A 12,690-nucleotide genomic window follows, 5' to 3' on the forward strand; every position below is an offset into this window, starting at 1 on the left:
GGCCCGCCGGACAGCGGAAGGGACGACGAGCTGATGGCCCGGTTGTTGCAGCGCGTAGGCAGGTTCGCGCACCGGCAGAGATTCATCGTGATCGGAGGCTGGGTGCTGCTGCTCCTGGCCCTCGTGGGAGGCCTCGCGGCGCGCGGGAGCGCCCTGACCGACGAGTTCACCATCCCCAGTTCGGAATCCCAGGCGGCCCTGAACGTGCTGCAGGAGGAGTTCCCCAGTGCAGGCGGGACCTCGCTGCAGATCCTGCTGGAGGCACCCGACGGCGGGACAGTGAGCGACCCGGCCTACACCGCCGCCGTCCAGCGGTCGCTGACGGCGGTGTCCAAAATCGACCACGTGCGGGCCGTCGCGCCACCGCAGGCCCCGGGCACGGTCAGCGCCGACGGTCGATCCGGGCTGGCCATCGTGCAGTTCGACGTACTCAAGGGCGAACTGCCCGACTCGACAGGCGACGACGTCCGGGCTGCGATGGCCCCGGCCGAGCAGGCCGGGCTGACCGTGCTCCTCGGCGGCAACGCCCTCTCCGGCGGGCCGAGTTCCGCCTCGCACGCGGCGGAGGTGATCGGCCTCCTGCTGGCGGTCGTCGTCCTCGCGGTCACCCTCGGGTCGGTGGTCGCCGCCGGGCTGCCCCTGCTCACCGCGCTCGTCGGCGTCGCCGCCGGGCTGGTCGGTATCTGGGTGGCCTCGACCCTGACCACGATCTCCACGACCGCCCCGACGCTCGCGCTCATGCTCGGGCTCGCGGTCGGTATCGACTACGCCCTGCTGCTGGTCGTCCGCCACCGCGCCGAACTGGCCGCAGGGGCGGACGTCGCGCAGGCCGTCGCCCGGGCCACCGCCACTGCGGGGTCGTCGGTGGTGTTCGCCGGGTCGACCGTGATCATCGCCCTCCTTGGCCTGGCCGTGGCGCAGGTGCCGTTCCTCACCGTGATGGGGGTGTCCTCGGCGGCGACCGTGCTCCTCGCGGTGCTGGTGGCGATCACGTTGCTGCCGGCCCTACTGTCGGTGGCCGGGCGGCGGCTGGCGCCGCGCCCGGGCGGGCGGGACAGCCGGCGGGCCACGGCCGTCGCCGAGGGCCGCGCGGTCCCCGGCGCCGAGCGCTGGGTGCGGGGCGTGCTGCGCCGGCCCGTCGTCATCCTCGCCGCCGGGGTCGGCGCGCTACTCGTCCTGGCGGTGCCGGTGACGGGCATGCGACTGGCGCTGCCCGACAACGGGAGCCTGCCGAACAGCGACCAGGCGCGCCAGGTCTACGACACGGTCTCCGACGAGTTCGGACCCGGGCTCAACGGTCCGGTCCTCGTGCTCGCCGACCTCTCCAGGTCCAGCCAGCCGGACACGGCCGCCACGGCCGTCGCCGAAGGTCTCAGCGACATTCCCGGGGTAGCGTCGGTAGCGCCGCCGCGGATTTCCGCCGACGCCCGGTACGCGCTGATCCAGGTGATCCCCGCGACCGGACCCGCCGACCCGGCGACCGCCGACCTAGTGCAGACGATCCGGCACGAGGCCGCGGACATCACCGCCACGACCGGCGCAACCATCCAGGTCAGCGGGACGACCGCGCTCGGCGTCGACGTCTCCGCCCGGCTGCTTACCGCGATCCTGCCGTTCGCCCTGGTCGTCGTCGGCCTGTCGATGGTGCTGTTGACGATGGTCTTCCGCTCCCTGCTGGTGCCCCTCATCGCCGCGGTCGGCTACCTACTCACCCTCGGCGCGACCCTCGGCGTCACCGTGGTGCTGTTCCAGTGGGGCTGGCTCGGCGGCATCCTCAGCGACGGCGCCACCGGCTCCCTGGTGAGCTTCATGCCGATCATCGTGATGGCTGTGCTGTTCGGTCTGGCAATGGACTACCAGGTCTTCCTCGTCTCCCGGATCCACGAGGCGGTCATCCACGGCCGCGAGCCGAGGGAGGCGGTACGCGAGGGAGCACGGCACGCCGGCAGGGTCGTCGCGGCCGCCGCACTGATCATGATCGGGGTCTTCGCCAGCTTCGTGGTCAGCGGGACGGCAACGGTCCGCCCGATCGCCTTCGCGCTGGCCCTCGGCGTGCTCCTGGACGCCTTCCTCGTCCGGATGACGCTGGTCCCCGCCGCACTCGGGCTGCTCGGCACACACGCCTGGACACTGCCGCACCGCCTCGACCGTCTGCTGCCCGCCATGGACGTGGAAGGTGTCGCACTGGACCGCCCGGCCGACGGGGACGCCGCCGGCTCCGTCGAGGGACACACCCGCACCGAGGACGACATCACCCGCGCACCATCGCCGCCGTCGGGATCCGATCCCGATCCCGACGGCACTCCATCACCTGGCAAAGGCAGTGACAGGGGTGCCCCAACCAGCAGGAAGCCGTCCTCCTCAAGAGGAGGCACCGCCGGTAGCACGGGCCGCACGAAAGCGCTTATCACCGATCTCTCAATCAATTCGATCAGGGAGGTTCGCATGCCCACCCGCCCTCTGGCAGCCATGTCGGTAACCGTGATCGCAGCGCTCGTCGGGTGCCTCGCGGTGCCGTCAGGCGCCCAAGCCACCGCGTCGACAACGACGTCCAGCATCGACGCCTACCTATACGGTTACGCTCCGGTCGTTGCCGCCCGCACCCGGGCCAACCAACTGTGCGCCATCGGGAACGTCAACACGCTGGCGAGCTCGCCTGAGCTCACCACTCCCGCCAGCCGTGACGTGGTGGCACCCAACGTCGACACCCTCTACTCCATCGCATGGCTCGACCTGCGTCGTGGGCCGGTCGTGCTGACGGTACCGGCGATCGACGACCGGTACTACAACTTCCAGTTCCTCGACATGTACACCAACGTGTTCACCAACATCGGCACCAGCACCGTGGACCCTGCGGGCGGCAGGTACGCAATCGTTCCGCCCGGATGGTCCGGTGAGCTTCCGACCGGCGTCACGTCGGTGTCCGCGCCGACCTGGGACGTATGGCTGCTGGGTCGCACACTCGTGAAGAACCCCGACGACGTGTCCGCCGCCTGGGCTGTCATGGCCGGGTACCAGCTCGCCGTCCTCGAAACGCCCGCCACCGGCACGCCGCCGCCGCTGCCTACGCCCGACTGTGCGAACCTGCCACGGCCACAGACCCCCTACGACGCCGGCGCCGCCTTCTTCGACGAACTGGCCGCCGTGCTCGCGGCCGACCCGCCACCGGCCGCCGACGCGCCGGCACTCGCCGGTCTCGCCGCGCTCAGCGTCGAGCCGGGCGGGAACCCGAGCCAAGGGGATCCGCAGGCCGTCGCCACCCTGGAGGCGGCGGTGACCGACGGGCAGGCGTACCTCGCCGCCGGCCACGCGGAAGCCGCGTTCCCCACCGCCGGGCGGACGTGGCGGTCGAGCCTCAGCGCCGGCACCTACGGCACCGACTACCTGCTCCGAGCCGGCATCGCCGCCGGCGGCCTGGGCGCCAACGTGCCCGCCGAGTCGACGTACTATTTCTCCCAGTCCGATCTGCTCGGCCAGCCACTCAGCGGTGAACACTCCTACCGACTGCACTTCCGGCCGGGCGCTCTCCCACCGACGAGCGCGGACGGATTCTGGTCGGTGACAATGTACGACGAGAACTACTTCCTCGTTCCCAACGAGCTCAACCGGTACGCCCTCAGCGATCGTTCCGCTCTCACGGTGAACCAGGACGGATCACTCGACCTGTTCCTGTCCACCACTCCACCACCCGGCGGGACGGCGAACTGGCTGCCCGCCCCGACCGGCACCTTCCACGTCTACATGCGGGTCTACCTACCCACCGACGACGTGCTGACCGGCGAGTGGCAGCCGCCGCGCATCACCCGGTGGTTCTGCTGAGGCGTGTGCTGATCACGCGATCGGGTCAGCACCGGCTGACCCGATCGCCGCTGCTCCGGATCGCGGCGCCAGCCGCAGCGCGTCGGTGATCCGCGGACCGCGGCGCATGAGAATGACCGGGACCAGCCGGTAGTCCCGACCGTGACGTCACGGCGGTGGAACCGTCGGCGGTCATGCGGGCGCAGCGGCCCCCGGGTGCAGCGCCGTGTCTGGCCGCCGCTGCGGAGAGCCTGCCGTTCGATGACCAGTCCTTTGACGCCGCGATGGCGGTCAGCACCGCCCATCACTGGCCGGACCCCGTCGCCGGGTTGCGGGAGATGCGGCGGGTGGCCCGCCGCGTGGTGGTGTTCACGTACGACGCCGCTGACACCGGCTGGCGTGAGCGGTTCTGACTCACCCGCGACTACCTCCCCGAGTTCGCCGACCTCCTCGTCGACTGGCCGTCGCTGGCCGACACATGGATCCGGTGGCTGCTCCCGGGTCCGCCGCCGCCCGGCAGCGGCAGGACCAGCTCCGGCAGCCGGGCGGGCCGGGCGGTCAGGCGGCCTGGTCGAGGCTGGCCAGGTGTTCGGCCGACAGCGTGAGGTCGGCCGCCGCGACGGAGTCACGGATCGTCTCCGGGCGCGACGACCCGGGGATCGGGATCACCACCGGCGACTTCGCCAGCATCCAGGCCAGGCAGACCTGCTGCGGGCTGACCCCGTACTCCTTCGCGACCTGCGCGAACGCCGCGAACCGCGACCCGAGGTCGGCGGCGCTGGAGATACCGCCAAGCGGACTCCACGGCAGGAACGCGATGCCGAGTTCGGCGCACAGCTCCAGCTCCGGTTCGCTGGAGCGGAAGGCCGGGGAAAACTGATTCTGTACGCTGACCAGCCGGCCACCGAGGATGTCGTTGGCGAGCCGGATCTGCTCCGGGTCGGCGTTGGAGATGCCGGCGAGGCGGATCTTGCCGGCGTCGAGCAGGTCGCGGATCGCGCCGACCGAGTCCGCGTACGGCACGTTGGGGTCGGGCCGGTGGAACTGGTAGAGGCCGATCGCCTCGACGCCGAGCCGCTTCAGCGACGCGTCGCAGGCGCTCTTCACGTACTCCGGCGAGCCGTTCTGCGTCCAGGAGCCGTCGCCGGGTCGCAGGTGACCGCCCTTCGTGGCGATCAGCACGTCGGAGGTGTCGCCACCGTAGGTCGCCACGGCGCGGGCGATCAGCGACTCGTTGTGGCCGACGTCGTTGGCGTACAGATGGTAGGCGTCGGCGGTGTCGATCAGGGTGACACCGGCGTCCAGCGCGGCGTGGATCGTGGCGATCGACCGCTGCTCGTCGGGACGTCCCTCGATCGACATCGGCATACCGCCGAGCCCGATCGCGCCGACGCCGACCTCACCGATGTAGCGGGTGTGCATGCAGACTCCTCCTGGAAGCTGTTCGGTGCGTTGCGGGATGACGTACCCGCTCTGCCCAAATTTCACCCTCTCCCGTGAGCGGCTGATCTGTCCAACGGCAGAGTTACCGCCCGACCGCGATGGTACGGATGACGCCGACCATGTCGAGCGCCCCGTCGCCGCGCCGCACGGCGTCGGCGTAGAGAGCACGGCACAGGTCGCTGAGCGGGACGGCGGCACCTGCGGAGACAGCCGCGTCGACGATGAGCGCGGAGTTCATCTGTACGTCGGAGATCGCTGCCTGCGCGGTGAGGTCGCCCGCGACCAGCTTCGCGGTCTTGACCCGGGAGATCGGGGAGGACATCTGCCCGGCGTCGAGGATCTCACGCAGCAGGCGTGGATCGAGACCGTGCCTGTCCGCGAAGTGGAACGCCTCGGCGAGGCCGGTCACGAGGGCGATCAGGAACACGTTGACGGCAAGCTTCATCGTGATACCGGATGGCACGGGTCCGCAGATGGTGATCTGCGCGCACATCGGATCGAGCAGCGGGGCGACGCGTCGGACGGTGTCGGGACGGCCCGCCACCATCGCGACGAGGTTGCCGTCCTGCGCCGGCACCCGGGAGCCGGAGACCGGCGCTTCGACGTAGTGTCCGCCGGCGCTCTCGACCTCGTCGGCCAGCGCCTTCGAGTACTCCGGGGAGAGGGTTCCCATGTTGACGATCGTGCGTCCGGCGACGAGACGGGCGAGCCCTCCAGGGACGTCGCGGAGGACCTGGTCGACCGCGTCGGCGTCGCGCAGCATGACGAACACCGTGTCACTGCGGGCGAACACCTCCGTGACGTCGACGGCGGTGCGGGTGCCGGCCGAGTCGAGTTCCTCGTCGGCCTTCGGGGTGCGGCTCCACACGGTCAGCCGGACGCCCCTGTGCGCGAGCCGCCGGGCCATCGGCAGGCCCATGATGCCCAGCCCGATGAAGCCGACTCCGCCAGGTGGGGCACCGGTGCCGCCGCCGGGCAGCGGTTTGACGAACCAGTGGTGTGCGTACGGCTCGTCGTTGAACGGGGCGACCTCGTCGTACCCGGCTGCCCGGTACAGGCCGATCGCCTCGGTGAGGGACCTGTTGGTCTCCAGCCGGACGGCGCTCGCCCCGAGGGACGTGGCCGCCTGCTCGGCCGCGTCGAGCAGGCGCCGGCCGACTCCCAGCCCGCGCAGCTCGGGCGACACCCAGAGTCGTCGGATCGCTGCCGCCGTCTCGTCGACCTTCGTGACGGCGACGCATCCGACGGGGCGGTCCTGCAACGTCGCCAGCAGGAACTGTCCGGACGGGGGACGCAGTGTGTCGTCGACGGCGGGAATGCTGCGCTCCGGCCGGAACCCGCCGTCGAAACGTTCGTCGAGCGTACGGTGGTACGCGTCGACCGCCCACCGCGCCGCGTCGCTGGCAGGGTCGACCGCAGCGATCGTGACCGCTGACGCGGTGAACATGCGTCGCACGGTCGTCGCCGCCGCGACGAGCTCATCTCGCTGACGTTCGGTCAGTGGAGCCAGAATCGTCTCGACGAGTTCGTCGGAGAGCCGGTCCAGCACCGTCAGCTCTGCCAACCCCGCAGGCGTGAGCGTTGCTCGACGGACCCGGCTGTCGTGTTCCGACGCGGACACGGCGACCAGACCTTCCTGCTCCAGGGCGCGGAGCTGCCGGCTCGTGTAACCGGAGTCGAGCCCGAGACGGCTGCGCAGCTCGCGGACTTCGATGCCAGCCTCGCCGATCTCCCACAGCAGACGGTCGAGGCTCAGTGGCCGGTCGCGGGCGAGGTAGCGGTCCTCCAGCACGCCGATTCTCTCGGTGACGAGGCGGTTGAACGCACGGATGGTCTGGGTCTGAGACGTCATGCCCACAATCTCTGACTATAGTCAGAGAACAGCCGCGCAGGGTGCCGGCGGGGCCGTCGAACTGACCCAGATCCCCGGTTACCGGCCCAGGTTGAGTCGGGGGACGGTGAAGGTGCCGTTGCCGACGGAGTGCACCAGCGGCCACAACTCGCGCGGCCAGCCGGCCTGCCGGGCCGACCGGACGCCCAGGCCGACCGCCACCTCCTGGGGGACCTGCGCGCCCAGCAGGATCGTCGCGCCCGGTGCGCTGGCCGCCTGCTCGGCGATCCACTGGGCCGCCGTCGCCACGATCTGCGGATAGTCCTGCCAGTGGTGGTGTGTCTCCCCCGGCCGGGGCAGGTAGCGCCATTCGCGCAGCGTCGTCGACACGGTCTCCGACAGGCCCAGCCCGGCGGCGTCGTGCAGCTCGACGACGAGCGGTTCGCGGTCGCTGGCGGCGGCCGCGTCGTCGTGGGCGGCCCGCTGGGTCAGATCGGCCGGCAGTCTCGGCAGTGGGCCGAACTCGTGATGGTTGGTCCGCAGCACCAGCAGCAGGATCTCCGGCGTCGCCCCGTCGTCGGTGGCGACGACCGAGGAGGCGACCCCGGCTGTGGCGACGCCGGCTGTGGCGACCCCGTCTGTGGTGACCCGCAGCCTCGCCGGGTGGCGCTGCACCCGCAGCTCCCCGGAGAGCCCGCCGTCGGGTCGGTCGGCCGGGCCCTGGAAGGTGTGCCCGGGCTCGACCGGGCCGACCCGCAGCGGCCCCTGCCGGCCGAAGCTGTCACGCTGGCGGACCTGCAGCGCCCGGCCCCGTTCAGCCACGGTCACCTTGTGTCCGAAGGCCGCCGCCACCGGCCACGGCGCCCAGACGAACAACGACCGGTCCAGGGCGGCGTCCCGGCCGTCCGGGTCGTAGCTTGCCACCTGGAAGTGGCGGACCAGGTTGTCGACGTCGCGGCCCCAGCGGACCGCCTCCGCCCCCTGCGGCCAGACCGCCGCCCGGTCGAAGGTGCGCAGCGGCGGCACCGGCCGGAACACGGCGAACCGGCCCCGGACGTCGTTGAGGAAGCCGTCCTTCTGCTCCGGAGTCCAGCCGGCCGCCACCTCGTTGACGACGTAGGCGACGCCGAGGCGGTCGCGGAGCCGGTTACGCCACCACCAGGCTCCGACGCCGACGGCAAGGGTGACGACCCCTGCCAGGGTGAACGCCACCAGCCAGCCGCCCCGGCCGCCGGTCCAGCCCTCGGCGGCCAGGTCCGGTGCGATGCCACCGGCCGCGCTGAACGCGGCCGTCGCGACGGTGAAGAAGACCCCGACGACGCCGGGGCCCGCCGGACCGGCCAGCCACCGCCCGACCCGGGCGACGTCGACGGTACGGCGGACAGCCCGCGCCTGCTGCGGCTGCTTCTGATCCACCTCGGACACGGGTCACCTCGTCGTCGTCACCGGTACGGTCAACCGACCGTAACCAGTGGGCCGGCGGGCGCAATCCTCCGGGTGGATCTTCCGCTGCCGCGCTCGTCACTCAGCGGGCCGGACCGGAGGGCGGCTCCAGCAGGCCGGCCCGTTGGGCGAGCATGGCCGCCTGGACCCGGTTCTCGCAGCCGAGCTTGGCGAACACCCGGTACACGTGGGTCTTCACGGTGCCTTCGGAGACGAACAGCTGTTGGCCGATCTCGGCGTTGGACAGGCCCTGGGCCAGCAGTACCAGGACTTCGCGTTCCCGATCGCTGAGCATGTCGACTCTTTTCAGGTCCTCTTCTGGACGTACAGTGACAGTGGGTAGCCGGTTGAGCACCTGTCGGGTGATCTTCGGTGACAGGTAGGCGTTGCCGGCGGCGGCGGCGCGCACGGCGTACACGAGTTCGTCGACGGCGGACTCCTTGAGCAGGAAGCCGGCGGCTCCGTCGGCGAGCGCCTGGGCGACGTACTCGTCCTCACCGAAGGTGGTCAGCACCACGATCTGGACCGCCGGGGCCAGCCGGCGGATCTCCCGCAGCGCCGCCAGGCCGTCGAGGACCGGCATCTGGATGTCCAGCAGCGCCACGTCCGGTCGGTGCCGTACGGCCAGGTCGATCGCGGCCCGCCCGTCGGCGGCCTGGGCGATCAGCTCGATGTCGGTCGCCGGTCGCAGCACCGCGTCGATCGCGGTACGGATCAGCGAGTCGTCGTCAGCCAGGAGCACCCGTACGGGGTCGGCCATCGTGTCGTCCCTCATCGTCGTCGGATCACTGTCGCGGTTCCTTGACGATCTGTTTGTCGACGAGCGTTGCGTCGCGGAAACAGAACCGGTACAGGGTCCGCTCGGTGCCGGAGTCGGCCTGGTCCAGGATCGACGAGTCGTAGTCGACGCAGGTGGCACCGGCGGGCGTCCGGCGACCGGCACCGTCGGCGTCGACCACGCCGACGTCGACGTCGGGCAGCACCGCCCGGACCTCGTCCTCCGACTGGCCGATCCGCACCGCGTCGTAGGTGTCGCGGTCGACCACGACCAGCGTCATGGCCAGCCAGGCCCCGGCCAGACACAACGCCAGGCAGGCGGCGATGGCCAGTCCGGTGACCGCCAGGGTGAGCCGGGACCGGCGCTGGTGCCGCTCGATCAGGCCGTCGAAGTCGGCCCCGGCCACCGGTGGGGGACGGTGCCCGGCGGCAGCGGGTTCGTCACCCAGGTACGGCAGGGTGGCCGCCAGCCGGAAACCGCCGTCGGGCGTCGGACCGTGGTAGAGCATGCCCTTGGCGATCCGGACCCGTTCGGCCAACCCGATCAGTCCCTGTTGGGAGGTGGACCGGGCGACCCGGTGCCCGGCGGTGTTGGTGACGGCGGCCACCAGCGCGTCGGATTCGTAGCGCAGCAGCAGGACGATCACCCCGCCTCTGGCGTGGCGCAACGCGTTGGTCAGGCCCTCCTGGATCACCCGGTACGCCGCGTGTTCGGTCAACGCCGCCAGCGGTCGGGCTTCTCCCTGGCGGACGACCTCCACTTCGGCGCCGCCGGCCCGGGCCTGCGCGGCCAGCTCGTCCAGACCGGTCAACGGCCGCACCGCAGACTGGCTGTCGTCCTGGCCGAGGATGCCGAGGATCTGCCGCAGCTCGGTCATCGCCGCCGAGGAGGTCTGCCGCACCAGGTCGGTGGCCTCGGTCCGCTGGTCGCCCTCGGAGGTCCGCAGCATCCCGGCGTACAGCGAGATCAGGGTGAGCTTGTGACCCAGCGAATCGTGCAGGTCCCGGGCGATGCGGGCCCGCTCCCGGGTCTGCGCCTGACGGGCGATCTCGCCCTGCTCCCGGCGCAGCGCGACGTTGCGGTGGTGCAGCGCCGCCAGCAGGCGGCGGCGCCGCCGCACCAGCCGGGCCACACCGGCCGGGAAGATCGCCACCAGGACGAACAGGGCCGAGTACGCGACAGCCAGTTCCGCCGTCACCGGTTCCGACCAGCGGGTCGACCCGACGTAGCTGACCCAGGCGACGGCCAGCGCGGCGACGACCTGCCACCACCGGGCCACCCGGTACGCCAGCACGGCGCTCAGCACCGCCAGCAGCAGACTGTTCTGTCCGCCGGTGGCGAGGCCGATCAGTGCCGCGGCGACGTACGCCGTCGTCGGGTGGAGCAGCCGCAGCACCATCAGCACCGGTGTGGTGAGCCCGACCAACCAGGGCGCGAGCGGGTACCAGTCGGCGCCGACGGCGGCCAGGGTCGCCATCACGGTGACCAGCGCCACCAGGCAGATCTCGTAGAGCAGGCGCCACGGCCCGGCCCCGACCACCTGGGTACGCCACCGCCGTGCCCGCTCAGGCCACCGGGCTGTCCGGTCGTGCCACCACGCCGCCCACCGGAACGTCGTCATCGCGGAGGTGCTCCTTCGGTGGTGTCAGGCGTGGACGACGGCGGGTCGGTGGGATTCTGGCCGATCGCCGGCCGTCGCGCCGGTCGGGGGCCACCGGGGGCGGGCGGCGTCACTGCGGGATCGTGATGGCGCTCTTCTCCGCGAGCGCGCCGTCGACGAAGCAGAACCGCCACAGGTCCGGGCCTTCGGCCTCGAACGGGGTGATCGTGTAGTAGACGCACGAGGCACCGGCGGGCATCCCGAGTTTGTCCGGGTCGTCGCCGTACAGTTCGTGGTCCTTGATGTCGGTCAGCGGCTCCGGCAGCGCCGCCCGCACCTGCGCCTCCGGCGTGCCGACCCGTTGGACGGCGAACTCCTCGCGGCTGACCCCGGCCTCGATGATCTCCCTACCGAGGTCGACCACCTGGTACGCGACCCAGCCGAGACCGCCGCACAGGACGACGACCACGACCGCGACGACGATTGCCACCTTGCGCATTGACTGTTCCTCCGTCGTTTGTGGGGTGGCTCAAGCGTGCCGAGAATCGGCGCACGAGTCGTCATCGGTTGGTGGTAACTCCGACGGTGGCGGTCTACGACGAAAGTCGTAGGTGAGCGGGGAATCGCCGGCCGGTGGTCGACGGCCAGTTGGGTTGACCGCCCCCGGTACGATGCCGGCCGACAATCTGGGACAGCTGAACAGGGAGTTCACTTCGTGTCGACACTGAACAGGGCCGCTTCCGTGGCGGTGGCCTCGGTCGCCGTACTCGCCCTCACCGCCTGCGGTGGCGCGCAGCCGGCGGCCGAGGTCGCCGCCGGCGGTGGGACCGGCGTGCTGACGCAGCTCGCCACCGACGCGGTCGGGTCGCTGCAGCGCACCATCGAGACCACCAACAAGGCCACCTCGGTGAAGGTGACGATGACCGGCACCGCCGGTGGTGAGTCGATGGACATGAGCGGCGTCATCGCCTTCGGGGACGAGCCGAAGGCCGAGCTGACGATGGTCGACCCGGAGGACGGGGAGATCACCGTGCGCACCATCGGGACCACGTACTACGTGAGCATCCCGGAGGCGGAGCAGGCGTCGATGGAGGGCAAGAAGTGGTTCAAGATGGACCTCGCCGCGCTGGGCGCCGGCTCTGAGGAGCTCGCCAAGCAGGTCGACGACATGGACCCGGTCAAGGGCGTGCAGACCCTCCTCGATGGCAAGGAGGTCGTGGTCGTCGGCGAGGAGACCATCGACGGTGTCAAGACGGTGCACTACACGTCGACCAGCCCGGTCGAGACCTACCTGGGGCAGCTCGACGCCGAGCTGCGCGAGGGCGTCCAGGAGCAGCTCGCCGCCGCCGGCGTGACCGAGGTCAAGGCCGACGTGTGGGTCGACGAGCAGTACCAGCCGCGCCGGGTGAAGATGGTCATGGGAACGATGAGCGACATCACGGTCGACTACACCGACTACGGCACCCCGGTGTCGATCGAGGCGCCGGCGGAGGCGGAGACGCTGGACTTCGCCGAGATGTTCGGTGACCTGCAGGACCTGCTGGCCGACGTCGAGGCCTGAGCTGACCCGACGCCGCCCGAATCCCGCGCTGCGGGGTCCGGGCGGCGTCGTTTGCGCATCCCCTCGGTGACCACACCGCACCTCCAATGGTGACCCGTGGCAATTGGCGTGCCGACGATCAGTGACGGCCACTCCGGTAGCTGCCCACATCTGATGTGGACGTCGGAAATCAGACGGCAATCACCGTTGTCTACTGTCCTGACTGGGTGGACACTCAGCTCACCTCACGAAGCCGA

Annotated in this window: 8 protein-coding genes and 1 pseudogene; 3 read left to right on the top strand and 6 right to left on the bottom strand. The window is 71.1% G+C overall.

Features of this window, described 5'->3' with window-relative positions:
- Positions 1 to 102 precede the first annotated feature (102 nt).
- Positions 103 to 3,819, top strand: a complete 3,717-nt coding sequence (locus tag ACN28F_RS02435) for an MMPL family transporter (protein ID WP_421356928.1) — start codon at positions 103 to 105, stop codon at positions 3,817 to 3,819.
- A 137-nt stretch (positions 3,820 to 3,956) separates the two neighbouring features.
- Positions 3,957 to 4,274 (top strand): annotated as a pseudogene (locus tag ACN28F_RS02440) (class I SAM-dependent methyltransferase); the annotation flags it as partial.
- A gap of 82 nt (positions 4,275 to 4,356) precedes the next feature.
- On the opposite strand, the gene ACN28F_RS02445 reads toward ACN28F_RS02440, so the two are convergent.
- The 6 genes from ACN28F_RS02445 to ACN28F_RS02470 all read right to left on the bottom strand — a co-directional run bounded on the left by ACN28F_RS02445 (position 4,357) and on the right by ACN28F_RS02470 (position 11,392).
- Positions 4,357 to 5,220, bottom strand: coding sequence for an aldo/keto reductase (locus tag ACN28F_RS02445; protein ID WP_289206507.1), 864 nt, complete (start codon positions 5,218 to 5,220; stop codon positions 4,357 to 4,359).
- Positions 5,221 to 5,323: 103 nt separating this feature from the next.
- A complete protein-coding gene (locus ACN28F_RS02450) occupies positions 5,324 to 7,093 on the bottom strand; it encodes a GNAT family N-acetyltransferase (RefSeq protein ID WP_421356929.1) in 1,770 nt (589 codons plus the stop codon).
- Between the two features lie 78 nt (positions 7,094 to 7,171).
- The gene (locus ACN28F_RS02455; RefSeq protein WP_421356930.1) at positions 7,172 to 8,497 is read right to left on the bottom strand and encodes a hypothetical protein; all 1,326 of its coding nucleotides are present in this window, start codon (positions 8,495 to 8,497) and stop codon (positions 7,172 to 7,174) included.
- A 100-nt stretch (positions 8,498 to 8,597) separates the two neighbouring features.
- A complete protein-coding gene (locus tag ACN28F_RS02460; protein ID WP_289206510.1) occupies positions 8,598 to 9,275 on the bottom strand; it encodes a response regulator in 678 nt (225 codons plus the stop codon).
- Positions 9,276 to 9,300: 25 nt separating this feature from the next.
- Positions 9,301 to 10,914, bottom strand: a complete 1,614-nt coding sequence (locus ACN28F_RS02465; RefSeq protein ID WP_289206511.1) for a sensor histidine kinase — start codon at positions 10,912 to 10,914, stop codon at positions 9,301 to 9,303.
- Between the two features lie 109 nt (positions 10,915 to 11,023).
- Positions 11,024 to 11,392: a hypothetical protein gene (locus tag ACN28F_RS02470; protein ID WP_421356931.1), complete on the bottom strand. Its 369-nt coding sequence runs from the start codon at positions 11,390 to 11,392 to the stop codon at positions 11,024 to 11,026.
- Positions 11,393 to 11,608: 216 nt separating this feature from the next.
- Here ACN28F_RS02470 and ACN28F_RS02475 point away from each other — a divergent pair, with 216 nt between their 5' ends.
- Positions 11,609 to 12,454, top strand: coding sequence for a hypothetical protein (locus ACN28F_RS02475; RefSeq protein WP_421356932.1), 846 nt, complete (start codon positions 11,609 to 11,611; stop codon positions 12,452 to 12,454).
- Positions 12,455 to 12,690 lie beyond the last annotated feature (236 nt).

Origin of the sequence: Solwaraspora sp. WMMA2101, assembly GCF_049179175.1 — a bacterium.
Classification (GTDB): domain Bacteria; phylum Actinomycetota; class Actinomycetes; order Mycobacteriales; family Micromonosporaceae; genus Micromonospora_E.

Bases quoted from the DNA above. Each gene is read 5' to 3' on its own strand.
- ACN28F_RS02460 (WP_289206510.1), bottom strand. From the start codon at position 9,275: ATGGCCGACCCCGTACGGGTGCTCCTGGCTGACGACGACTCGCTGATC.
- ACN28F_RS02470 (WP_421356931.1), bottom strand. From the start codon at position 11,392: ATGCGCAAGGTGGCAATCGTCGTCGCGGTCGTGGTCGTCGTCCTGTGC.
- ACN28F_RS02445 (WP_289206507.1), bottom strand. From the start codon at position 5,220: ATGCACACCCGCTACATCGGTGAGGTCGGCGTCGGCGCGATCGGGCTC.
- ACN28F_RS02465 (WP_289206511.1), bottom strand. From the start codon at position 10,914: ATGACGACGTTCCGGTGGGCGGCGTGGTGGCACGACCGGACAGCCCGG.
- ACN28F_RS02450 (WP_421356929.1), bottom strand. From the start codon at position 7,093: ATGACGTCTCAGACCCAGACCATCCGTGCGTTCAACCGCCTCGTCACC.